At 67.6% G+C, this 22,162-nt stretch carries 19 protein-coding genes and 1 pseudogene; 9 read left to right on the top strand and 11 right to left on the bottom strand.

Features of this window, described 5'->3' with window-relative positions:
- The first annotated feature begins 329 nt into the window (after positions 1–329).
- Complete coding sequence (locus AB4Y92_RS15200) at positions 330–773, top strand: DUF192 domain-containing protein (RefSeq protein ID WP_441820553.1); 444 nt, start codon at positions 330–332, stop codon at positions 771–773.
- A gap of 75 nt (positions 774–848) precedes the next feature.
- On the opposite strand, the pseudogene AB4Y92_RS15205 reads toward AB4Y92_RS15200, so the two are convergent.
- Positions 849–1,111 (bottom strand): annotated as a pseudogene (locus AB4Y92_RS15205) (rubredoxin).
- On the opposite strand from AB4Y92_RS15205, the gene thiE reads away from it, so the two are divergent.
- Positions 1,110–1,748, top strand: coding sequence for a thiamine phosphate synthase (thiE, locus tag AB4Y92_RS15210; RefSeq protein ID WP_441820423.1), 639 nt, complete (start codon positions 1,110–1,112; stop codon positions 1,746–1,748). The pseudogene AB4Y92_RS15205 and the gene thiE overlap by 2 nt on opposite strands.
- A complete protein-coding gene (gene hemL / locus AB4Y92_RS15215) occupies positions 1,741–3,024 on the top strand; it encodes a glutamate-1-semialdehyde 2,1-aminomutase (RefSeq protein ID WP_441820424.1) in 1,284 nt (427 codons plus the stop codon). Before thiE ends, hemL begins: the two co-directional genes overlap by 8 nt.
- Positions 3,025–3,090: 66 nt before the next feature.
- On the opposite strand, the gene AB4Y92_RS15220 is transcribed toward hemL, so the two are convergent.
- From AB4Y92_RS15220 to AB4Y92_RS15230, 3 genes are all read right to left on the bottom strand, one after another.
- Positions 3,091–5,205, bottom strand: a complete 2,115-nt coding sequence (locus tag AB4Y92_RS15220) for a TonB-dependent siderophore receptor (RefSeq protein WP_441820425.1) — start codon at positions 5,203–5,205, stop codon at positions 3,091–3,093.
- 147 nt (positions 5,206–5,352) lie between these two features.
- Positions 5,353–5,772: an HIT family protein gene (locus AB4Y92_RS15225; RefSeq protein WP_441820426.1), complete on the bottom strand. Its 420-nt coding sequence runs from the start codon at positions 5,770–5,772 to the stop codon at positions 5,353–5,355.
- Positions 5,773–5,806: 34 nt separating this feature from the next.
- Positions 5,807–7,027, bottom strand: coding sequence for an acetylornithine/succinyldiaminopimelate transaminase (locus tag AB4Y92_RS15230; RefSeq protein WP_441820427.1), 1,221 nt, complete (start codon positions 7,025–7,027; stop codon positions 5,807–5,809).
- 284 nt (positions 7,028–7,311) lie between these two features.
- Here AB4Y92_RS15230 and AB4Y92_RS15235 point away from each other — a divergent pair, with 284 nt between their 5' ends.
- Complete coding sequence (locus AB4Y92_RS15235) at positions 7,312–8,907, top strand: M20/M25/M40 family metallo-hydrolase (RefSeq protein WP_441820428.1); 1,596 nt, start codon at positions 7,312–7,314, stop codon at positions 8,905–8,907.
- A 987-nt stretch (positions 8,908–9,894) separates the two neighbouring features.
- Here AB4Y92_RS15235 and AB4Y92_RS15240 read toward each other — a convergent pair.
- Positions 9,895–10,713, bottom strand: coding sequence for an SDR family oxidoreductase (locus AB4Y92_RS15240; RefSeq protein ID WP_441820429.1), 819 nt, complete (start codon positions 10,711–10,713; stop codon positions 9,895–9,897).
- A gap of 148 nt (positions 10,714–10,861) precedes the next feature.
- Positions 10,862–11,524, bottom strand: coding sequence for a serine/threonine protein kinase (locus AB4Y92_RS15245; RefSeq protein ID WP_057941713.1), 663 nt, complete (start codon positions 11,522–11,524; stop codon positions 10,862–10,864).
- A 204-nt stretch (positions 11,525–11,728) separates the two neighbouring features.
- Here AB4Y92_RS15245 and AB4Y92_RS15250 point away from each other — a divergent pair, with 204 nt between their 5' ends.
- Positions 11,729–13,774 (top strand): VTT domain-containing protein, encoded by a 2,046-nt coding sequence (locus AB4Y92_RS15250; protein WP_441820430.1) that lies wholly within the window; start codon positions 11,729–11,731, stop codon positions 13,772–13,774.
- Here the strand turns inward: AB4Y92_RS15250 and AB4Y92_RS15255 are convergent.
- The 3 genes from AB4Y92_RS15255 to AB4Y92_RS15265 form a co-directional block, all read right to left on the bottom strand.
- Positions 13,750–14,340: an LON peptidase substrate-binding domain-containing protein gene (locus AB4Y92_RS15255; protein WP_441820431.1), complete on the bottom strand. Its 591-nt coding sequence runs from the start codon at positions 14,338–14,340 to the stop codon at positions 13,750–13,752. The genes AB4Y92_RS15250 and AB4Y92_RS15255 overlap by 25 nt on opposite strands.
- 153 nt (positions 14,341–14,493) lie before the next feature.
- On the bottom strand, positions 14,494–15,873 hold the full coding sequence (mpl, locus tag AB4Y92_RS15260) for a UDP-N-acetylmuramate:L-alanyl-gamma-D-glutamyl-meso-diaminopimelate ligase (RefSeq protein WP_441820554.1): 1,380 nt from the start codon (positions 15,871–15,873) through the stop codon (positions 14,494–14,496).
- Between the two features lie 227 nt (positions 15,874–16,100).
- Entirely contained in the window at positions 16,101–16,679 is a 579-nt protein-coding gene (locus AB4Y92_RS15265; protein WP_441820432.1) for an adenylate kinase, read from the bottom strand.
- 184 nt (positions 16,680–16,863) lie between these two features.
- Between AB4Y92_RS15265 and AB4Y92_RS15270 the strand changes: the two genes are divergently transcribed.
- The 4 genes from AB4Y92_RS15270 (at position 16,864) to AB4Y92_RS15285 (ending at position 20,812) form a co-directional block, all read left to right on the top strand.
- Positions 16,864–18,168: a 6-phosphofructokinase gene (locus tag AB4Y92_RS15270; RefSeq protein WP_441820433.1), complete on the top strand. Its 1,305-nt coding sequence runs from the start codon at positions 16,864–16,866 to the stop codon at positions 18,166–18,168.
- 9 nt (positions 18,169–18,177) lie between these two features.
- Positions 18,178–19,098, top strand: coding sequence for a helix-turn-helix domain-containing protein (locus tag AB4Y92_RS15275; RefSeq protein ID WP_441820434.1), 921 nt, complete (start codon positions 18,178–18,180; stop codon positions 19,096–19,098).
- A 219-nt stretch (positions 19,099–19,317) separates the two neighbouring features.
- A complete protein-coding gene (locus tag AB4Y92_RS15280) occupies positions 19,318–19,782 on the top strand; it encodes a VOC family protein (protein ID WP_441820435.1) in 465 nt (154 codons plus the stop codon).
- A 220-nt stretch (positions 19,783–20,002) separates the two neighbouring features.
- Entirely contained in the window at positions 20,003–20,812 is an 810-nt protein-coding gene (locus AB4Y92_RS15285; protein WP_057941708.1) for a hypothetical protein, read from the top strand.
- Between the two features lie 76 nt (positions 20,813–20,888).
- Here AB4Y92_RS15285 and AB4Y92_RS15290 read toward each other — a convergent pair whose 3' ends face one another.
- Together AB4Y92_RS15290 and AB4Y92_RS15295 are read right to left on the bottom strand one after the other, a co-directional pair.
- Entirely contained in the window at positions 20,889–21,422 is a 534-nt protein-coding gene (locus tag AB4Y92_RS15290) for a hypothetical protein (RefSeq protein ID WP_441820436.1), read from the bottom strand.
- Positions 21,423–21,562: 140 nt separating this feature from the next.
- Entirely contained in the window at positions 21,563–21,754 is a 192-nt protein-coding gene (locus AB4Y92_RS15295; RefSeq protein ID WP_441820437.1) for a hypothetical protein, read from the bottom strand.
- Positions 21,755–22,162 lie beyond the last annotated feature (408 nt).

The raw sequence follows: 22,162 nt of genomic DNA on the forward strand, positions 1-22,162 counted from the left end.
CGAACTGCGGGCCGCGCATCCTACAGCATGTTTCCGATGCGTCAACTACCCATCAAAACCGCTGTTTTCTGCGCCCCAACCACTCGATGAACAGGGCGGCGGGCCGCGCATCTTACAGCATCATCTTCGACCGTCAACTCCTGCCGAATTCGCTGTCTTCCGCGCTCCCTGCCGACCGATACAACCCGTCAGCGGGGCCGCGCATTATGCAGATGCGCATGGGGTTGGGGAAGGGGTCGAAGCAAGAAAAACCAAAAAACTTTCGGCTTGACGATCGCCCCGCGCTGGCCGATGGTCGCGCCATCCATCGCGCTATAAGGAATTACGCCATGCCCAAGCGGTTCGCGCTCTTGCTCGCCTGTGCCGCGGCGCTCGCCGGCTGCGCCTCGGACTCGGCGGAAAGCTGGGTCGAGGTCCGCGGCCAGCGCTACCAGGTGGAGGTCGCCAAGACCGACGAAAGCCGCCAGCGCGGGCTGATGTTTCGCGATGAGATGGCGGCCGATCACGGCATGGTGTTCGTGCACGAGGCCGAGACGCCGCAGGCCTACTGGATGAAGAACACCCATATCCCGCTGGACATCCTGTATTTCGACAGCAAGCGCAGGTTGGTCACGCAACAGCGCGACGTGCCGCCGTGCTCGGCCGGCGACCGCTGCCCGCCCTATCCCAGCGACGCGCCGGCCAAATACGTGCTGGAGCTCAATGCCGGCCAGGCGGCCAGGCTGAAGCTGGAGAGCGGGGACGAAATGAAGCTGGGCCCCGGAATCGACTGACTGCGCCGGCGCGGGCCGGCTGAACCGTATCGCCCGCCGTCACAGCGCGGGCGTCATGAGGTCGGAGCCGACGGCTCAGACCTCCATCATCTCGAAATCGTCCTTGGTCACGCCGCAGTCCGGGCAGGTCCAGGTGTCGGGGATGTCCGCCCAGCGCGTGCCCGGGGCCAGGCCTTCTTCGGGCAGGCCCTTGGACTCATCGTAGATAAAGCCGCACACGACGCACATCCAGGTGCGGTAGGCGGTGGTCGCGGCGATCTCGGACATGGGCGGATAATGCTTGGCGTTGCGGGACGGGCATTGTCCCATCCCGCCCTCCCCGACGGAAGCTGACCCATGAATTTATCCTGGCCGCGGCGCGGCCTGTACGCGATCACGCCCGACGAACCCGACAGCGGGCGGCTCGCGGCCCGGGTCGCCACGGTCCTGGAGGCCGGCGCGGCGTGGCTGCAATACCGCAATAAACAGGCCGACGCCGGCTTGCGGCGCCAGCAGGCCCTGGCGCTGTTGCCGCTGTGCCGGGCGCGCGGGGTGCCGTTGATCGTCAACGACGACTGGCGCCTGGCCGCCGAGATCGGCGCCGACGGCGCGCATCTGGGCGAAGACGACGGCGAACTGGCCGCCGCGCGCGCCGCCCTGGGCGATGCCGCGATCCTCGGCGCCTCGTGCTACGACGACATCGCGCTGGCGCGTACTGCCGCCGCTCACGGCGCCAGTTACATCGCCTTCGGCGCGTTCTTCACCTCACCGACCAAACCCAATGCGCGCCGCGCCTCACCGCAATTGCTGCAACAGGCCGCGGCGCTGGGTTTGCCGCGAGTGGCGATCGGCGGCATCACCCCGGACAATGCGCGCGGCCTGGTGCTCGCCGGCGCCGACCTGCTCGCGGTGATTAGCGGCGTGTTCGACGCGCCCGATCCCGCCGCCGCGGTCGCCGCCTACCTTTCCTGTTTCGAAGAAGAACCCAATGAATAACCCACGCTCCCACGATCTGTTCACCCGCGCCTCGCAACTGCTGCCCGGCGGCGTCAATTCGCCGGTACGCGCGTTCAAGTCGGTCGGCGGCGAGCCTTTCTTCGCCGAGCGCGCGCAAGGCGCGCATCTGTTCGACGTCGACGGCAATCGCTATATCGACTACGTCGGCTCGTGGGGCCCGATGATCGCCGGCCACGCCCATCCGCAGGTGCTCGCCGCGGTCGAGCGGACCATGCGCAACGGCCTGAGCTTCGGCGTGCCGAACCCGCTGGAAGTGACGATGGCCGAAGCCATCACCCGCATCGTGCCGAGCTGCGAGATGGTGCGCATGGTCAACTCCGGCACCGAAGCCACGCTGTCGGCGATCCGGGTGGCGCGCGGCGCGACCGGCCGCAGCCGCATCGTGAAATTCGAAGGCTGCTATCACGGCCACGGCGACAGTTTCCTGGTCAAGGCCGGCAGCGGCGCGCTGACCCTGGGCCTGCCGAATTCGCCTGGCGTGCCGGCGGCGCTGGCCGATCTCACTCTCACCCTGCCCTACAACGACTTCGACGCGGCCACGCGCCTGTTCGAGGAAGCCGGCGACGACATCGCCGGCCTGATCATCGAACCCATCGTCGGCAACGCCAACTGCATCCTGCCCGAAGACGGTTATCTGCAGCATCTGCGCGAGCTGTGCAGCCGGCACGGCGCGCTGCTGATCTTCGATGAAGTCATGACCGGTTTCCGGGTCGCGCTGGGCGGCGCGCAGCAGCGCTACGGCATCGTTCCGGACCTGAGCACCTTCGGCAAGATCATCGGCGGCGGCATGCCGGTCGGCGCTTACGGCGGCCGGCGCGATCTGATGAGCCAGGTCGCGCCGAGCGGCCCGATCTACCAGGCCGGCACGCTCAGCGGCAATCCGGTGGCGATGGCCGCGGGCCTGGCGACGCTGGAGCTGATCCAAGCGCCGGGATTCCACGATGCGCTGGAACGCAGCACGCACGCGCTGTGCGACGGCCTGGAAGCAGCCGCGCGCGAGGCCGGCGTGGCCTTCCACACCACCCGCGCGCCGGGCATGTTCGGCCTGTATTTCCGCGAAGGGCCGGTGCGCAGCTTCGCCGATGCCATGGCTTCGGATACCCAGCGTTTCAATCGCTTCTTCCACGGCATGCTGGAGCGCGGCGTGTATCTGGCGCCGTCGGCGTTCGAAGCCGGTTTCGTCTCCAGCGCGCACGGCGAGGCCGAAATCGCCCAGACCATCGAAGCGGCGCGGGCGGCATTCGCCGCGCTGTAAGCGAACTGGCTTCGCGAACGAAAAGGCCGACGCAATGCGTCGGCCTTTTCGTTACGGCAACCGCGATCAGAACGTGAACGTCGCGCTCAAGCCGATGTTGCGCCGCGCGCCGAACCAGCAATCGCCGCGGCCGCCGCAGTAGCTGAAATAGCGCTTGTCGGTGAGGTTGGTGACGTTGAGCGCCCAGCGCCAGGCGCCGACGTCGTAGGACACCATCGCATCGCCGAGAACGACCGACGGCGTGGTCGGGCTGGGCGGTTCGACGAAATCGCTGAAGTAGCGCACGCCCAGGCCGGCGGCGAAGCCGTCGCGGCCTCCGACGCTGAAACGCTGCTTGCCCCACACCGCGGCCTGATGGCGCGGCGCCGGGGTCAGCTGCTTGTCGTTGTCGAGATAGTTGTAGTGCGCGGTGATCTCGAAGCTGGAGGTCAGCTTGCCGGTGAATTCGAGTTCCAGCCCGTTGACCTTGGTCTTGCCGACCTGCAGGTTGTTGTTCGGATTCGACGGATCGGCGACCAGGCGGTTTTCTTCGCGCAGTTCGTAGGTCGCGGCGGTGAAGCTCAAATCGCGCCCGGCCGGTTCGAACTTGACGCCGGCTTCGACCTGCTCGCCCTGCTGCGGCTTGTACCGCGCGCCGCTGATGGCGTTGGTGCCGGCCACCGGAGTGAAGGACTCGCTGTAGCTCACGTACGGCGACCAGCCGGCCCAGTCGTGGAACATCACGCCCAAGCGCTTGGTGGTGGCGCTGGATTTTTCGTCGGCCGCGCCGACCTTGCCGCTCTTGGCCCGGTCGTGGCGCAGGCCGGCGACGACGATCCAATGCTCGCCGATATGCATCTGATCCTGCAGATACAGGCCGATCTGGCGCTGGCTGGTATTGACCGCGGCGCCCAGCGGCGGCGGCGTGTACGGCACGTAGACCGGATTGAACACGTCGATCGGCGGCAACGTGCCGCCGCGTTCGGGCGCGCCGTCGAAGCTCTGCGCCTCGCTCTGCTTGAAACGCTGCGCGTCCAGGCCGAGCAGCATCTGGTGCTTGACCGGGCCGGTGCCGAAATGGCCCTCGACGTGCTGGTCGATGTTCTGCATCCGCGCTTCGTTATGGGCGAACCAGCCTTCGCGGTTGATCACGCGCTGCTGCGGATCGATGAAGGGATTTAGCGGATTGCTGAAAGGATCGGCGTAGACGGTGACGTAATCGACCTCATTGCGCGAGGCGCGGAACGATTGGCGCAAGGTCCAGTTCTCGTTGAAACGGTGTTCGAACAACCAGCCGGCGCTGCGGTGGTCGGTGTCGTAGTGGTCGCCGGGATTGCCGATGAAACGGCTGGCCGGAATGCGCCCGTTCGGATTCGGCGAAACCAAGCCGCTCCACTGGAAGAACTGCGAGGTCGAACCGGTGCGGTCCTGCTGCCAGCGCAACAGGAAGGTCAACGAGGTGTCTTCGCTGGGACGCCAGGTCAGCGACGGCGCGATCAGGCGGCGGTCGTCGTTGACGTGATCGACCTGGGTGTCGCTGTCGCGGTACAGGCCGACGAGGCGATACAGCCAGGTGCCGTCGGCGGTCAGCGGGCCGGTGAAGTCGGCGTTGATCTGGCTGCGGTCGAAGCTGCCGACCTGCACGCCGATCTCGCGCTGGGTCTGCGCCTGCGGGCGTTTGCTCACCAGATTGATCACGCCGGCGGTGCTGCCCTGCCCGAACAACATCGACGAGGGGCCGCGCAGCACTTCGATGCGTTCGAGCATGTACGGATCGGTGCGGGTGGTGCTGGTGTAGTAGTTGTACGCGCTGCGCAGGCCGTCGAGATATTCGGTGGGATCGCTACCGCGGATCAGGGTCCAGTCGCCGCGCGAATCCAGGCCGTAAGCCTCCGAACGCACGCCGGCGGCGTAGTTGAGCGCGTCCTGGACGTTCTGCGCGCCCTGGTCGCGCATCTGCTCGCCGGTGACCACGGTGATCGCCTGCGGGGTTTCCCCGATCGGCGTGTCGGTCTTGGTCGCGGTGGTCGCGTTGGCGGCCTTGTAGCCGTTGGCCTGGCCTTGGACGACGACGTGGTCGAGATTGGTGGCCTGCGGATCGGGCGCGTCGGCGACCTCCGCCGGGGCGGCGGCCAGAGCGGGCGCGCTCAGGGAAAAGGCGATGGCCAGGGCCAAGGGCGCCTGAAGATGGCTGCGGGACATGCGGGGGACTCCGAGGGCTTGAAGCAAACGAGAATTATTATCGTTTGAAGGAAATGCCCACGTAAAGCCCTGTGAACGCGATCGGCCGCCGCGGCGCGCGGCGAAATGCCGGCACCGGAGCGATTAGTCGGAAAATCGAGCGCGCGATCAAAGCCGCGCGGCGATGCGCTCGGCCAGACGATCCAGGCTGGCGCGATCGCTGGGCGCGGGCAAGCCGTCGCGGTAGGCGCTGAGGATGCCGTCGTTGTGACGGCGCGGCTGCACATGCAGATGCACGTGCGGGACTTCCTGTCCGCCGGCATCGCCGTTGGATTGCCACAGATTGAGCCCCGGCGGCGGCCCGTGCGCGGCCAGCGCCTTGGCCACGCGCACCGCGACCGCCATCAGATGCCCGGCCGTCGCCTCATCCAGGGCGTAGATGTCCGGCACGTGCCGGCGCGGTATCACCAGCACATGCCCTTCCACGGCCTGGCGCAAGTCCATGAAGGCGACGACGCGATCGTCGCGGTAAACGAAACTCGCCGGCGCGCGGCCGGCGAGAATTTCGCAGAAGACGCATTCGCTCACCGGCGATGCCGCCCGCGCGCGCCGGCCATCGGCCTCAGCGTCCGAGGAACTGCAGCAGCGCCGCGCGCAGGCGCGACAGGCCGTCGGCGATGTCGGCATCGCCGATGTTGAGCGCGGGCACGAAGCGCAGCACGTCCGGGCCGGCCTGCAAGACCAGCAGGCCGTGTTCGACGCAGCGGTCGAGGATCTCGCCGGCCTTGCCCGCGTACTCCGGCCGCAGCTGCGCGCCGATCATCAGGCCGCGGCCACGGACTTCCGCGAACAGGCCCAGCTCGGCGTCCAGCGCCGCCAAACCATCGCGGATCGCCTGCGCCTGGCGTTCGACATTGGCCGCGATCTGCGGCGAGCGCAGTTCGCGCAACGCCGCGCCGGCCACCGCCGCCGCCAGCGGATTGCCGCCGAAGGTGGTGCCGTGGGCGCCGAACTGCATCGCCTGCGCGGCCTTGCTCGCGACCAGCATCGCGCCGATCGGAAAACCGCTGCCCAACGCCTTGGCCAGGGTCACGGCATCGGGCTTCACCCCGTAGCCGTGACAGGCGAACAAGTGCCCGGTGCGGCCCATGCCGCATTGGATTTCGTCCAGGATCAGCAAGGCGCCGTGGCGATCGCACAACTCGCGCAGGCCGCGCAGGAAATCCTCCCGCGCCGGCGTCACCCCGCCCTCGCCCTGCACCGGCTCGACCAGCACCGCGCACACCGCGCCGTCGGCCATTGCCGCTTCGGCCGCGGCCAGATCGTTGAAATCGCTGTAGCGAAAGCCCGGCGGCAACGGCTCGAAACCTTCGTGGTACTTGGGCTGAGCGGTGGCAGTGACCGCGGCCAGGGTGCGGCCGTGGAAGCTGCCGCGGAAACTCAGAATCACCCGGCGCTCGGGCTCGCGGCCCTGCGCGGTGGCCCACTTGCGCGCGAGCTTGATCGCCGCCTCGTTGGCCTCGGCGCCGGAGTTGCACAGGAACACGCGCTCGGCGAAACCGGAGGCTTCGACCAGTTGCTCGGCCAGATGCAGCGGCGGCTCGCTGATGAAGACGTTGCTGGTATGCCACAGCTTGCCGGCCTGCTCGGTCAGCGCCGCGACCAGCGCCGGATGCGCGTGGCCGAGCGCGTTGACGGCGATGCCGGCGCCGAAATCGACGTATTCGCGGCCGTCCAGATCCCAGATGCGCGAGCCTTTGCCGTGATCGAGCACGATCCGGCGCGGGCGGTAGACAGGCAGGTAGTAGCGCTCGGAGAGGGCGTACAGCGAGGCGGTATCCATGGGGGCGTCGATGCGGCGAGGGGAACGGAACGGCCATTGTCGCCGATCGCTGTGGCGCTTGCAGTGCCGAAGGCCGGCAAGGCGGCCCGGGCGCGGCCGGGCGTCGGCGCGGGGCCGGGAACGCGACGGCCGCCATCCCTGTTGCGGCGCCAATGCGGGCATCATCAGCCGGCGCCCAGGCCACGGCGCGTGCGGCCGCGTTCCCGCTCGGGACCACGTCCGCAAGCGCCATCCGATCGCTGCTCGAACGCCGATTCAACGTTACCTACGACGAGGGAAACGCCATGAGTTCACGCTGTCGCCGTATCGCTCCGCCGTTTACGATCGCCGCGCTGTCCGCCGCACTGATGCTGGCGCTGAGCCCGGCCTTCGCCGCGCCGCCCAAGATCGTCATCACCGAAACCCAGGCCTTCGACGCCAGCTCGGTGCCGGCCTACACCGGCGATTACGCCGATGTGTACGCGCAGTTGGACAAGCAGCGCGAAGCCGATGTCGCGCAACTGCAGCGCTGGGTGCGGCAGCCGTCGATCAGCGCGCAGAACAAGGGCATCGCGCAGATGGCCGAGTTGCTGCGCGAGGATCTGTCGAAGCTGGGTTTCCGCGACACCGCGCTGGTGCCGACCTCCGGCCATCCGGGCGTCTACGGTTATTACGACGCCGGCGCCGCGCACACGCTGGTGGTCTACATGATGTATGACGTGCAGCCGATCGAGCCGACCGGTTGGAAGGTCGATGCCTTCGCCGGTTCCCTGGTCGATGAGCCCAAGCTCGGCAAAGTGTTGATGGCGCGCGGCGCGACCAATCAAAAAGGGCCGCAGCGCGCGTTCCTCAACGCCCTCGACGCGGTGATCAAGACCCGCGGCAAGCCGCCGGTGAATCTGATCGTGCTGGCCGAAGGCGAGGAAGAACTCGGCTCGCCGCATTACCCCGAGGTTGTGGCCAAGTACCAGGAACAACTGCGCAAGGCCGACGGCGTGTTCTTTCCGATGAACACCCAGAACCGCGACGGACAGGCGTCGATGTTCCTCGGCGTCAAGGGCATCTTGTACATGGAGCTGGAGGCCAAGGGCAATCCGGCCACCGGCGGCCCGCAGCGCAGCGAAGTGCACGGCTCGCTCGCGGCCAAGCTCGACTCGCCGAGTTGGCGGCTGGTGCAGGCCTTGGCGACCTTGACCACGCCCGATGGCGAAATCGCGGTGCCGGGCTATCGCGATGCGATCCGCGCGCCCAATGCCGAGGAGCAGCGATTGTTCAACGGCATCGTGCGCAACGCCGAGGGCGAGCAGGCCAAGCAGCTCGAAGGCCTGGGCGCGGCGCGCTGGAAGAACGGCCGCAACGTCCGCGAAGCCGCAGCCGCGGAGTTGTTCGACACCACTCTCAACATCGACGGCCTGGTCGCGGGCTATACCGGCGAAGGCGTGAAGACGATCCTGCCGCATCGCGCGGTGGCGAAGGTCGATTCGCGGCTGGTGCCGAACCAGACCCCGGATCAGGCCTTGGCCTTGATCCGCAAACAGCTGGATGCGAAAGGGTTCCAGGACATCGAGATCCGCAAGATGTCGGGTTATCCGCCGGCGCAGACTTCGGTCGATGCGCCGCTGACTCGCGCCGCGTTGGGCGTCTATCGCAAATACGGGCAGACGCCGCCGGTGGCGCCGCGCATCGGCGGCAGTGCGCCGTACTACGTGTTCACGCAGACCTTGGGTTTGCCGATGATCGCCGGCGGCCTCGGGCACGGCAACGGGGCGCATGCGCCGAATGAGTACATGGTGATCGAGCCGGAGGCGGGATCGAAGATCGCGGGGTTGGTGCAGGTGGAGCGGTTCTATGTGGATTTGCTGTATTCGTTGTCGGATGCGTTGAAGCAGTCGGGTAAGTAAGGCCGGTTCACGCGGCGGCTTCAGCTTGAAGCGGCTTCGTGTTTTCAGGTGTGGCCGAACATCCGGCGCAGCAACTGATGAATTGCTCCGCATTTGCTCTGGCATTGCACTTGCCCTGGCTTTGCACTTGCTCCGGCCTTGCACTTGCTCTGGCCCGGCGCAGCTTGTAACTCGCGAGACCAGGGACACCCGGAGGGCGGCGCACATGGACGTGCGCCGGGTCCCACCTTGGGCAGGATGCCCAATGTGGGACCTGCCTGCGCAGGCATCGCACTCGTGGCTCTTGATTCGAAACAGCTAAAGCCCTTTCTTTGGTTACTTTCTTTGTGGCTTTGGACAAAGAAAGTGACCCGCCGCTTTATGGCGGAAGCGTTTAGCGTTTGATCTTGCTTGAAGCTTCTAAGGCTTCTAAGGCTTCTAAGGACCCTGAAGTCCCTGATCGAAACAACCAGACCCGTGCACTCCCTCCTACCGTCATTCCCGCGAACGCGGGAATCCAGAGACTTCAAACGTTCTCGCACGAAAGGCCCTGGATTCCCGCGTTCGCGGGAATGACGAGCAATAGAGCTTCAAGCAAGAGCGAGAGCGAGAGCAGGATCAAACGCCTAAAGCTTCCGCCATGGAGCGGCGGGTCACTTTCTTTGTCCAAAGCGACAAAGAAAGTAACCAAAGAAAACGCATTGGCTGTTTCGAGTCAAAAGCCACGAGTGCGGTGCTTGCGCAGGCAGGTGCCACATTGGGCATCCTGCCCAAGGTGGCACCCGGCGCACGTCCATGTGCGCCGCCCTTCGGGTGTCCTTCGGTCTCGCGAGTTACAGGCGGCGCCCAGCAACGGCAAAAGCTAAGCAAAGCAAAGCCGGAACAGAGCAAAGCCGGAGCAGAGCTAAGCCAGAGCAAAATCTTGGCGCTCGCAATCGCTATGGCAAGAGCCACTGCAACGCGGGCTCCACGATTGTCGAAACGAAATGCCGCCGGCAAAACGCTACGTCAATCCAAGAACAAATCCGGCAGCAACGACTTGCCCGGATCGACCGCGTACTTGCTGAAATCCGTCACCCCCGCCTCGCTCAACACCTCTTCGTCGATCAGGAAATGACCGTAGAAGTCCTTCGCCGGCCGCACCAGCACCGCATGCACGGCGTCGGCGACGATTTCGGGTTTGCGGCAACGGTCCAGGGGGACGCCGGGGATCAGGTTCAGAGCGTCCGTGGCGATGATGGTCCTCGGCCACAGGGCGTTGACCGCTACTCCGGTTGGACCGAACTCGCCGGCCAGGCCCAGGGTGACGAAGCTCATGCCCATCTTCGCCAAGGTGTAACCGGTGTGCTGCGCCCACCACTTCACCTCCAGGCTCGGCGGCGGCGCCAAGGTCAGGATGTGCGGGTTCGGCGCTTGTTGCAGATACGGCAGACAGGCCTGCGCGCACAGGAAACTGCCGCGCGAATTCACCTGCTGCATCAGGTCGAACCGCTTCATCGGCGTGTCCAGAGTCCCGCGCAACCAGATCGCGCTGGCGTTGTTGACCAGGATGTCGATGCCGCCGAACGCGTCCACCGTCGCCGCCACCGCGGCGTTGACCTCGTCTTCTTCGCGAATGTCGCACTTGAGCGCAAGCGCGCGGCCGCCGGCGGCGGCGACTTCGGCCGCGACGCTGTGGATGGTGCCCGGCAACTTGGGATTGGCGACCGAGGACTTGGCCGCGATCGCGATGTTGGCGCCGTCGCGCGCAGCGCGCAGCGCGATCTCGCGACCGATACCGCGCGAGGCGCCGGTGATGAAAAGGGTCTTGCCGGACAGAGTACTCATGGGTTTTGGCCGTGATTAGGGATTCGGGAATCGGTCAAGCAAAAGCAACGCCTCAATCCTAATCCCAATCCCGACCTCTAGCCGAGATCAGATCGACGGCGCTACCGCTTTAAACGATTCCCGAATCCCCAATCCCGAATCCCGGCCCTCAGGGCTTAGGCCCCTGCCCCTCGTTGTCTTCCCAATGCAGGATGCGCCGGGTCACGAAGCGGTACACCGGCTTGCCGGTCGCGAACCAGGCCTCGCGCACCCATGAGTGACGCTTGAGCACGCGCCGCTCCACCGGCGTCAGCGCGTTCGCGCAGTACGTGCGCTTGTGCTTGAGCAGATGGCGCAGGTCCTCGCGCGCGAGCAGGCGCATCCAGCGCGAGCGCGGGTCGCCGCGCACGGCGAGTTGGAAATCGATGATCGCCGGCGTGCCGTCGGCCAACACCAGCCAGTTGGCTTCCTTGGCCAGATCGTTATGCGCCAGGCCGCGCCGGTGCAGGCGCTGCAACAGGCGCCGGGCCAATCGGAAATAGGCCAGATCGCCGTGCGGCGGGCGCTGGTACATGGCCGCGCCTTCCATATAGCTGCGATCGAGGCGGCGGCCGTTCCAACGCAACAACTGCGGCGTCGCTTCCAACCCGTGCACTTGCTGCAGCGCGCGGGCCTCGCGCCGCGCCAGCCACCAGGCCGGCAGACGCAGCCACAGCGGCACGTGGGCCAGATCGCGGCGCACGAACAGGCCGCCGGCGTCGCGCATCAAGGCGATGCGGCCGAAACTGTCGGCCTTCAGCGCGGCCACTTCGATTTCACTGACGTCGGACATCGGGGAAGTGTACTTCGGGCCCGGTCGGGGGCATTGGACGCAAGGCGCGGGGATTACGGAACTCGCGGGCCCGCCGCGACTCGATTCATGGCGAGCGAAGCCCGTCCACGCCCCTCGTTCCCCTTCCGCCCCGGTCCTGTCCCGTGCCCTCAGTCACGCCCACCAGTCACCCGCGCCACAGAATGGCCTGCCTATAATCGACCGATGGACTCAGCCTGGCTAGAAAGCGCGACCGCATGGATCGCGGCCAATCCGATCGCGGCCGGCATCGTGATCTTCCTGATCGCGTTCTGCGATGCACTCATCATCCTCGGCATCGTGGTGCCGGCGCTGCCGTTGCTGTTCGCGGTCGGCACGCTGGTGGGCCTGGGCCACATCAACGGCCCGTATGCGCTGATCTGCTCGACCCTGGGCGCCTTCGCCGGCGACGGGCTGAGTTACTACATCGGCCACCGCTGGGGCCCGCAATTGCGCGAGCGCTGGCCATTCTCGAAATATCCGCAATGGCTCGACCGCGGCGAGAGTCTGTTCCGCCGCAACGGCAGCAAGGCCATTCTGATCGCCCGCTTCGTCGGCGCGATCCGTCCGTTCGTGCCGGCCATCGCCGGCATGCTGCGCATGCCGATGCGCCGCTACGCCTTGCCCAGCCTGATCGCCTGCGTCGGCTGGTCGGCGCTGTTCCTCGCCCCAGGTTGGGTGCTGGGCGCGTCCTACGACGCGGTCGCGGCGGTCGCCGACCGGCTCGCGGTGGTGCTCGGCGGCTTGCTGGTGGCGGTCGCGCTGGTGTGGGCCACCGTGCTCTACACCTGGCGCTGGTTCGCCAATCACGCCGACAACCTGCTCGCGCGCGCGCTGCGCTGGACCCGCGCGCATCCGCGCCTGGGCCGTTACGCGGCCGCGCTGATCGATCCGAACCGGCCCGAATCGGCGTCGCTGGTGATGCTGGCGGTATGCCTGCTGGCGATCAGCTGGATCTGGTTCACTCTGCTCGCCACCTTGCTGGCCAGCGGCGGGCCGCTGCAGATCGATCACACCGTCCACGAGTTCATGTGGACTTTGCGCAATCCGCTCGCCGACCGAATGATGGCCGCGCTCGCCGGCCTGGGCGATCTGCAGGTGCTGGCGCCGGCGTCGATCGCGGTGCTGGCCTATCTGGCCTGGCGGCGGCGCTGGATGGCCGCGGCGCACTGGGTCGGCGCGATCGTGTTCGGGCTGGTGCTGACCTCGGTGCTGGAAGCGGCCATCGACATGCCGCGTCCGCCGACCGCACCGGCCGGGTTCGGCTTTCCTTCGGTCGCGGTCACCATGACCACGATCGTGTTCGGCTTCTTCGCGGTGCTGATCGCGCGCGAATTGCCGGGACGGCAACGGGTGTGGCCGTACTTGCTGGCGGGCGTGGTCACCACTCTAGTCGGATTCGCGCGGTTGTACCTGGGCGCGCACTGGCCCAGCGATCTGGTCGGCGGCACTTTGTTCGGCATCGTCTGGCTGTTGCTGCTGGGTATCGCCTATCGCCGCCACGTCGCGCGTTCGTTCTGGATGCGGCCGCTGGCGTGGTTGTTCTACAGCGTGTTCGTGATCGCGGCCCTGTGGCATGCGCCGCGTTCGGCCGATGCGCTGCTGGCCAAGTTCGCTTCGGCCACGCCGACCACGGTGTTGGACGCGGAGCAATGGTGGCAACGCGACTGGACGCAACTGCCGGCGCAGCGCAACGAGCGCGATGCGCGCCGGCGCTGGCCGCTGGACATCCAGATCGCCGGCCCGCTGCCGCCGTTGCGCGTGAGCCTGGAAGCCGCCGGCTGGCGCGTGCAGGAACAGGCCGACTGGCTGTCGACCATCGCTCTGCTCGACGACGGCACGCCGCCGCGCGAGCAAGTCGTGCTGCCGGCGACGCTGGACGCGCAGGCCGAATCACTGCTGATGCTGCGCGACGGCCCCACACCCGACGTGCAATACGCGCTGCGCCTGTGGCCGGCGCCGTCGGTGTTGTCCGACGGCACGCCGCTGTGGATCGGCACCACCCAGACCCTGCGCCTCAACCAGCCCTTCGGCGCGGCGGCGCTATGGCTGCCGCAGTCCGACGACGGCAACGCGCACGCGCAAGTGCGTCATGCGCTGACCGGTTTCACCATGATCCAGCAGGCGCATCCGAAGAACGGCGTGGAAGTGTTGCGAGTGCGTTCGCAGTATCGGCCGCCGGGCGAGGCACCCGCCTCGCCGCAACCTCAGGGCAACAGCGCCAGCAACTGATCCAGGCGCAGGTGCGGATCGTCCATCTGCAACAGCATCTGCCGCTGCGGCAACGACAGCGGCAACAGTTCGGCCAGGCGCCAGCCGACCCAGGCCGCGTCGTCCATGCGCGAATGCGGGGCCTTGGCGTGTTCGCCGCCCGCTTGTTCCAGCAGGCTTTCGAGCAAGGTCACCAGCAACGAATGCTGCGGCCGTACGACTTCCTCGCCGTCGCCGGCGCACCACTGCACTTCGGCGACCTGCAGGCCGTTGTCGCGCACGCGCACGCGGCTGGCGTGGAAGCGGCGCGCGCCGCGCACGCGCAAGGTCAGCAGGCCGTCGTCGCCGGTGCCGAAGTCTTCGATCAAGGCTTCGGTGCCGTAGGCCGCGGCCGATGCCGGGTTGCCGACTTCGCTGCCGTCGATGATCAGGCACACACCGAAGCCGCGGCCCTGGCGGCCGCATTCGCGCACCAGATCCAGATAGCGGCGTTCGAATACGCGCAGGCCCAGCGAGCCGCCCGGCAGCAGCACGGTGTGCAGGGGGAACAGTCCCAGCGTCTCGGCGGCGGCGGTGTCGGCGGACATGGCCGCAGTGTAACCGCGACGCGCGCGCTCACCCAGCCGGTTGCGGCGGCGAGAATGTGATGCGGCGACGGGGCCTGCGACCGGCATCGCAGAGCGAGTCGGGCGATGCCGGCGCCGATGCCGGCGGGCGCGCGGCCCGCCGCGTAACGATCGTCAGCTTGCTTGCGATTCGCGCAAGGCGGCGAAAAACCGGCGCGGCGCGCCGTCGAAGCCGCCGTTGGACATGAACACGACGTGGTCGCCCGCGCGCACGCGTTCGCGCAAGGCCGCGATCAGCGCGTCGGCGTCGGGCACGGTGACGCCTTCGCCGCGCAATCCGCCCACGACCTTGCCCGCATCCCAGGCCAGTTCGGGGCGATGCAGAAACACCACCGCGTCGGCATCGTTCAACGACGGCGCCAGCGCTTCGGAATGCGCGCCCAGCCGCATCGAATTGCTGCGCGGCTCCATCGCCACCACGATCCGCGCCGAACCCACGCGCGCGCGCAGGCCGGCGAGCGTGGTCGCGATCGCGGTCGGGTGATGGGCGAAATCGTCGTACACGGTGACGCCGCCGGTTTCGCCGATCACTTCCAGCCGGCGCTTGACGCTGCGGAACTCGGCCAGCGCCGGCAGCACCGTCGCCACATCGACCCCGACCGCGTTCGCCGCGGCCAGCGCGGCCAGCGCGTTCATCACGTTGTGGCGGCCCAGCAGCGGCCAGCGCACTTCGCCGATCTCGCGGCCGCGATGCACGACGATAAAGGCGCTGCCGTCGTCGTGGATCATGCGCGCGGTCCAGTCGTAACCGGCCTTGCCTTCCAGGCCGAAGCGCTCGACCGGTGTCCAGCAGCCCATCGCCAGCACTTCGCTCAGGCGCTCGTCCTCGCCGTTGACGATCAGGCGTCCGCGACGCGGCACGGTGCGCACCAGATGATGGAACTGGCGCTGGATCGCGGCCACGTCGGGAAAAATATCGGCGTGGTCGTATTCCAGATTGTTGAGGATCGCCACCAGCGGCCGGTAGTGGACGAACTTGCTGCGCTTGTCGAAGAACGCGGTGTCGTATTCGTCGGCCTCGACCACGAACTCGCGGCCCGCGCCGATGCGCGCGGACACGCCGAAGTCCTCCGCCACCCCGCCGATCAGGAAGCCCGGCTTGCGGCCGGCGGCTTCCAGCAGCCAGGTCAGGATGGTGGTGGTCGTGGTCTTGCCGTGGGTGCCGGCGACGGCGAGCGTGTCGCGGCCCGGCAGCACCTGCTCGGACAGCCACTGCGCGCCGGAGGTGTATTTGCGGCCGTCGTCGAGGACCTGCTCGACCGCGGCGTTGCCGCGCGAGAGCGCATTGCCGACCACGATTTCGTCGCAATCGGCGGAAATGTGCTCGGGCTTGTAGCCCTGCTGCAGCGCGATGCCGAGTTGTTCGAGCTGGGTGGACATCGGCGGATATACCGCCTGGTCGCTGCCTTCGACGTCATGGCCGAGTTCGCGCGCGAGCGCGGCGACGCCGCCCATGAACGTGCCGGCGATGCCCAAGATATGGAGCTTCAAGATCCGAAATTCCGAAAGAGACTGCGAATGTTCAACGTAGCGGCTCCCGCTGGCACCAACTCCCCCTCTCCCGCTGGCGGGAGAGGGATGGGGTGAGGGGGCGCGAAGGTCGGCGAACGGCGCAACCTGCCTGACACCTACTCGAACCGCCTGGCTTTCAATATGGCGTGGGGCTGCGCTTGCCCTCACCCCGGCCCTCTCCCGCGAGCGGGAGAGGGAGAAAAAGCAGATCAGCCAACAACCGGAGCCGGCGACAACGCCTCGATAATCCGGGTAAACACCTCATCCAGCGAGCCCACGCCATCGACCACGGTCAGGCGCCCATGCTGGCGGTAATACTCGATGACCGGCGCGGTGACTTCGTCGTAGACCTTCAGACGGGTGCGGACCGCGTCCGGACTGTCGTCCTTGCGGCCTTGCTCAGCGGCGCGGCCGGCGATGCGCTCGACCAGCAGTTCGATCGGCACTTCCAGCTGCACGGCGAAGTCCATCGGCTGGCCGATCTTCTTCAGCAGCGCGTCCATCGCATCGGCCTGGGCCAGATTGCGCGGGTAGCCGTCGAGAATGAAACCGCCGGCGGTGTCGGGACGCGAGAAACGGTCCTCGAGCATGCCCAGCAGGATTTCGTCGCTGACCAGGTTGCCGGCATCCATCACCGCCTTGGCTTCCAGGCCCAGCTTGGTGCCGGCGGCGACTTCGCCGCGCAACAGGTCGCCGGTGGAAATATGCGGCACCTGCAGATGCTCCTTGAGCCGCGTGGCTTGCGTGCCCTTGCCGGAACCGGGCGCGCCCAGTAGTACCAATCGCATCAACATCGCTCCTAAGACACATGAAACCATGGCGTCCGTGCGCCCTGGCGACGGACCCGGCCCACCGGCCGCGCTTGAAGCTGGCCAGTCCGCGGGGCGGCGCTACACTCGAAGCTGCCAACCACCCGCCGGGCAAAATGTTGCGGTCAGCTTACCGCAAACCGGCGCCAATCCTGGAATTCCCATGCCGACCGGAACACCCGCCAGAAAGTCGCCCCGCCCCTCTTCGGGCAAGATCGCCGGAAATCTGCTTTACGCGCAATCCGGCGGTGTGACCGCCGTCATCAATGCCACCGCCGCCGCGGTGATCGAGACCGCCCGCGCCCGCGGGGTCAAGGTATTGGCCGCCCGCAACGGCATCCTCGGCGCGCTGCGCGAGGAGCTGATCGACACCTCGAAGGAAACCGCCGCGGCGATCCGCGCCTTGGGCCACACCCCCGGCGGCGCGTTCGGCTCGTGCCGGGTCAAGCTCAAGTCGCTGGACGCCGACCGCGCCCGCTACGAGCGCCTGCTGGCCGTGCTCAAGGCCCACGACGTGCGCTGGTTCCTCTACAACGGCGGCAACGATTCGGCCGACACCGCGCTCAAGGTCTCCCAGCTGGCGGCCGAATTCGATTACCCGCTGACCTGCATCGGCGTGCCCAAGACCGTGGACAACGATCTGGCCGTGACCGACTGCTGCCCGGGCTTCGGCTCGGCGGCCAAGTACACCGCGGTGTCGGTACGCGAGGCCGCGCTGGACGTGGCGGCGATGGCCGAAACCTCGACCAAGGTCTTCGTCTACGAGGCCATGGGCCGCCACGCCGGCTGGCTGGCCGCGGCCGCGGGTCTGGCCGGCGACGGCCCGGACGCCGCCCCGCACCTGATCCTGTTCCCGGAGCGGCCGTTCCAGGAAGCGGATTTCTTCGCCAAGGTGAAGGCCACGGTGGAGCGCGTGGGCTATTGCGTGGTCGTGGCCAGCGAAGGCATCCAGACCGCCGACGGCCGCTTCGTCGCCGATGCCGGCGGCGGCAAGGATTCCTTCGGCCACACCCAGCTCGGCGGCGTCGCCTCGCATCTGGCCGGGCGGGTCAAGGACGCGCTGGGCTACAAGGTGCATTGGGCCCTGCCCGACTATCTGCAGCGCTCGGCGCGGCACGTGGCGTCGAAGACCGACGTCGAACAGGCGCGCGCGGTCGGCAAGGCCGCGGTCGAGTTCGCGCTGAAGGGCATGAACTCGGTGATGCCGGTGATCGTGCGCACCTCCGACGCGCCGTATCGCTGGAAGATCGAAGCCGCGCCGCTGAACAAGGTGGCCAATCACGAGAAGAAGATGCCGGCCGGGTTCCTGCGCAAGGACGGCTACGGCATCACCGCCAGCGCGCGCAAATACCTAGAACCGCTGATCCGCGGCGAAGCGCCGCCGCCGTACGGGCGCGACGGCCTGCCGCAATACGTCTCGCTGAAGAACACCGCGGTGAAGCCCAAGCTGCCGCCGTTCGAGGGCTGAGCGGCGACCGTGTCCAGCCGCGCGCCTTTGCTGCCGCCCCTGCGGCCCTGGATCGAACAGGTCTGGGTCAGCGCGCGCGCCGATGCGGCGCCGGCGCATGCGCATGCGCGCGAGCATTCGCTGCCGAGCGGATCGATGCATCTGGCGATCCGGCTCGACGGACCGCCGCTGCGGTTGTATGCGGATGCGGACGATCGGGTCGGGCGCGGTTATTCGGCGGCGGTGGTGGCGGGTGTCCGGGCTTCGTATTGCATCAAGGACACGTCGTTGCCGGCCGCTTCGGTTGGCGCGGTGCTGCGTCCGGGCGCGGCGCTGGCGCTGTTCGGGGTGTCGGCGGCCGAGCTGGAAGGCCGCCACGTCGATCTGCGCGAGTTGTGCGGCGCGCGCGCCGACGACTTGTACGAACGCCTGTCCGCCTGCGCCGATCCGCGCCGCCGCCGTGCCTTGTTCGAACGTTTCCTGCATGCGCAGCTGCGGCCGGTACGCGGGCTCGATCCGCAGATCGCGCAGGCGGTGAGCAGCCTGCAGCGCAGTGCGCCGGCCTTGCAGGCAGCGGCGCGGTTGGAAGCGATCGTCGCCGATGAAGATGACGATGACGACCTGCGCATCGCCGCGCTGGCGCGGGCGAGCGGCCGCAGCCATCGGCACTTCATCGCCGGCTTCCGCGATCTCGCCGGTCTGGCGCCGAAGCGTTATGCGCGGGTGCTGCGTTTCAAGCGTCTGCTCGCCGCGCTGGCGGCGACGCCGCGGCCGCAGTGGGCGCAGTTGGCGGTGGATGCGGGGTATTTCGATCAGTCGCATCTGATCCGCGAGTTCCGCCGCTTCGCCGGGGTAAGTCCGCGCGAGTATCTGGCGGCGGGGGCGGCTTCGGCGCATCACTTGCCGGTGGGAATTGCACGCGGCGATTTGAGCGGAAAGCGTCGGGGCTGAAAGCCCCTCTCACAAAAAGCCGCCCCTCCCTCGAAACACTTTTGTGAGAGGGAGCTTCAGCCCCGATGCTTTCCGATCCGGCGCTGATATCTGAAACAAGGGCATCGGGGCTGAAGCCCCTCCCACAACAGCCCCTCCCACGAACTCGGTAAATTTCGTCCAATCCGCAGCGCCGGCGACGCCGCACACTCGCGCTCACTTTCCAAACGGAGCCCCTTCATGGCCGTCCACGAATTGTTCTCCTACCTGTGCGTGGCCGACGCCCAGGCCGCGGTCGAGTTCTACTGCAAGGTGTTCGAGGCCAGCGAGAAGTTCCGTCTGGTCGAACCGGGCGGGCGCATCGGCCATGTCGAGCTCGACCTGGGCGGCACCACCTTGATGCTGTGCGAGGAATTCCCCGAAGTGGACATCCGCCGCCCGCAGCTCCAAAGCGGCCACAGCCACACCCTGCATCTGCACGTGGACGACGCCGACGACACCATCGCCCGCGCGGTCGCCGCCGGCGCGCGGCTGACCATGGCGCCGCGCGATCATTTCTACGGCGAGCGCTCGGGCACGGTGATCGATCCGTTCGGCCATCGCTGGAACATCGGCCACAGCATCGAGGCCCTGGCGCCGGAGGAAATGCAGCGCCGCTACGATCTGGACCCGGATTGCGCCGGCAGCGAAACGGCGTCCGACTGAAGCCCGGCGGGCCCGACGGCACAGGCCGGAAGGCCCGCCGCGACGCGTGGCCGGCGGTCACCGCATCTGTGCGCCGCGTCGCCTAATCCCGCACTCCGGGCCGCGATAGCCACCGAAAAACGTTGAATCGCCCACCCGATTGCGGCAATCTGCCGCCGTCGGCGTTCGTGCGGGATCAGAGCGCAGGGACGCAACGATTCATCATTACAGGGAGTCCTTCATGAAAGGCAAGTTTCTGGTTCCGTTGGTGCTGCTGATCCCTTCCCTCTCGGCCGTCGCCGGCCAGTGCGAAACCAATTTCGTCAAGAAGGGCAACATGATCACCGGCACCGAGTACTTCACCTCGGTCCAGGTCAGCGGTCTGTCGGCGGCCAGCGCCATCGGCCAGGTCCGCAACGCCGGCATCGCGCGCAACATGGTCGTGCTGGACGAAGACCTGAACGCCGGCACCCTGGTGCTGGAAGAGCCGTCCACCGCGATGAGCCGCCCGCTGCCGCTGCAGGTCACCGCCGACAACAGCGGCACCGTGACCGCGTCGCTGAAGCTGCGCAAGGCCTCGGTCGGCCATACCGAAGAAATCAAGAAAGGCATCTGCGAGATGATCGGCTCGCTCAAGCCGGGCAAGACCGCGCCCTCGCGCGCCGCCGCGCCCAAGCCGCTGCCGACCGTGATCGACGCGCCGCGTCTGGCGCGTGAAATCGAAGCGCAGGCGAAGGAAAACGCCGCGGTGGTCGCCGACCGCTACAAGGGCCGCGTGTACACGGTGAAGGGCTCCAACGCCGGCGTCAGCGACGGCAAGAACGGCCGCTACTACGTCACCTTCCAGGCCACCACCTCGCTGATCCCGGGCATGGCCGGCAGCGATCGCGAGCTGTTCGCCACGCGCGTGCGCTGCCTGCTGCAGCCCAACCAGAAGGCCTATGCGCTGACCTTGCGCGCCAACGACCGGATCCAGCTCACCGGCACCTTCGATGAGTACAACGACACCGACTTCGTGGTCGAGCTCAAGGATTGCGTCGGCGTCAAGTAAGCCGACGCTCCCGCAAGAAACGCAGAGGGCCGCGAAAGCGGCCCTCTTGCTTTATCGAAGTTGGAAACCGCCGCGCTCAGCCGCCGCAGGCCTTGCCTTCCACCGTCATCGACGCTGCGAACATCGGCACCGCCGCCAGTTTGCTGGCCGCGGCCTTTTCCTTTTCTTCCTGCAGGTACAGGCGCGACTTGCCCTGCGCGTCCAGCGTCGGCGGCGCGATCGCGGCCGGCTTGCGCCAGATCCGCACCACCGCCTGTTGCTGCGTGCAGGCCGCGTTGGAAACCCGGATCAGATCGTTGAACAACCAGCCGCCGGCCACCGAGGGCTGGGCCTTGGCCGCATCGACGAAACGCGCGCGCGGCTGGCAATTGGGGCTGGTGCGCACGACCGCGAATTTGTACGGCTGCGCGGCCTGGCCGGTGAACGCGCCCTCAAGGCGCGCGCAGGCTTCGGGAATCTGCCGCAGCGTGCGCACCTCGCCGACCGGCTGGGCCGGCACGGCGGCATCGCGCTTGATCTCGGGCGTCGGATCGGCGGCGGACACCGGGGCGGCGATCAACGCCAGGGCGCTGAACAGGCTGACACTGACTAGGACGGGGACGTAACGCATCGTCGGCTCCGGTTCGCAAGGCCGACGCAGCCTCGCACGCAGCGGCTGAACCGTCACTTCACCCCGGCCGCGCGCATCTGCGCTACATCCGGCGGGCGCGGCGAAAGCCGGCGGCCGTTACGGCCGCCGGCGCGCTCGGCTCAGTCGATCGGCACCGGGCACTGCTTCTGCACGCAGCAGGCCCAGCAGTAGGCCTGAGTGCCGCCGTTCTGCTTGCACTCGTAGATGCACTGCGCCATTTCCGGGGTGATGCTCGCGCTACCGGCGAAGGCGGTCACGCCCAGGCCCATGCCGAACAAAAACACGCAGCCCGCGATCAGCTTCTTGCTCATTCGTTTCTCCCCAATCGTTTGAAGTTCGACGGAACATCCTTTCCTGCACTTCAAGCGCGCGGGCCCCGGATCGATTCGCGACTCGGCGCCCGGCTCTCGGCCACGGATGCAGCGCTCCGCGGCGCGCGCCGCGCCGGTCGTGGCGATTCCATGACCTTGCGGCACGCGCTGCGATCTAAGCCGCGTGCCGCGGCAGTGTCAAACCGGCCCGTCATGCACGGGCAGACCGCGGTGCGCACGCTCACGCGGCTGGCCGCGCGAACGCACGCGCCCCCACGTCCCGATCACGCATTCAGCCTCAAACCGCTCCCGCCCATGGACGCAGGTCAAGCCCGCGCCGGGATCGAGTCGGGAACAAACCGGACGGGTTCCGTGACACGGGTCGCAAGCCCGCATCGAATGTCTCCG

Origin of the sequence: Lysobacter sp. TAB13 (genome assembly GCF_052113885.1) — a bacterium.
In the GTDB taxonomy this organism is placed as follows: Bacteria; Pseudomonadota; Gammaproteobacteria; order Xanthomonadales; family Xanthomonadaceae; genus Lysobacter; species Lysobacter gummosus.

What these genes read in the sequence shown, in the direction of transcription:
- AB4Y92_RS15280 (WP_441820435.1), top strand. Translation starts at nt 19,318, where the DNA reads ATGGCCGTCCACGAATTGTTCTCCTACCTGTGCGTGGCCGACGCCCAG.
- AB4Y92_RS15250 (WP_441820430.1), top strand. Translation starts at nt 11,729, where the DNA reads ATGGACTCAGCCTGGCTAGAAAGCGCGACCGCATGGATCGCGGCCAAT.
- AB4Y92_RS15285 (WP_057941708.1), top strand. Translation starts at nt 20,003, where the DNA reads ATGAAAGGCAAGTTTCTGGTTCCGTTGGTGCTGCTGATCCCTTCCCTC.
- AB4Y92_RS15230 (WP_441820427.1), bottom strand. Translation starts at nt 7,027, where the DNA reads ATGGATACCGCCTCGCTGTACGCCCTCTCCGAGCGCTACTACCTGCCT.
- AB4Y92_RS15295 (WP_441820437.1), bottom strand. Translation starts at nt 21,754, where the DNA reads ATGAGCAAGAAGCTGATCGCGGGCTGCGTGTTTTTGTTCGGCATGGGC.
- AB4Y92_RS15245 (WP_057941713.1), bottom strand. Translation starts at nt 11,524, where the DNA reads ATGTCCGACGTCAGTGAAATCGAAGTGGCCGCGCTGAAGGCCGACAGT.
- AB4Y92_RS15270 (WP_441820433.1), top strand. Translation starts at nt 16,864, where the DNA reads ATGCCGACCGGAACACCCGCCAGAAAGTCGCCCCGCCCCTCTTCGGGC.
- AB4Y92_RS15235 (WP_441820428.1), top strand. Translation starts at nt 7,312, where the DNA reads ATGAGTTCACGCTGTCGCCGTATCGCTCCGCCGTTTACGATCGCCGCG.
- AB4Y92_RS15290 (WP_441820436.1), bottom strand. Translation starts at nt 21,422, where the DNA reads ATGCGTTACGTCCCCGTCCTAGTCAGTGTCAGCCTGTTCAGCGCCCTG.
- hemL (WP_441820424.1), top strand. Translation starts at nt 1,741, where the DNA reads ATGAATAACCCACGCTCCCACGATCTGTTCACCCGCGCCTCGCAACTG.
- AB4Y92_RS15200 (WP_441820553.1), top strand. Translation starts at nt 330, where the DNA reads ATGCCCAAGCGGTTCGCGCTCTTGCTCGCCTGTGCCGCGGCGCTCGCC.
- AB4Y92_RS15255 (WP_441820431.1), bottom strand. Translation starts at nt 14,340, where the DNA reads ATGTCCGCCGACACCGCCGCCGCCGAGACGCTGGGACTGTTCCCCCTG.
- thiE (WP_441820423.1), top strand. Translation starts at nt 1,110, where the DNA reads ATGAATTTATCCTGGCCGCGGCGCGGCCTGTACGCGATCACGCCCGAC.
- AB4Y92_RS15240 (WP_441820429.1), bottom strand. Translation starts at nt 10,713, where the DNA reads ATGAGTACTCTGTCCGGCAAGACCCTTTTCATCACCGGCGCCTCGCGC.
- AB4Y92_RS15220 (WP_441820425.1), bottom strand. Translation starts at nt 5,205, where the DNA reads ATGTCCCGCAGCCATCTTCAGGCGCCCTTGGCCCTGGCCATCGCCTTT.
- AB4Y92_RS15265 (WP_441820432.1), bottom strand. Translation starts at nt 16,679, where the DNA reads ATGCGATTGGTACTACTGGGCGCGCCCGGTTCCGGCAAGGGCACGCAA.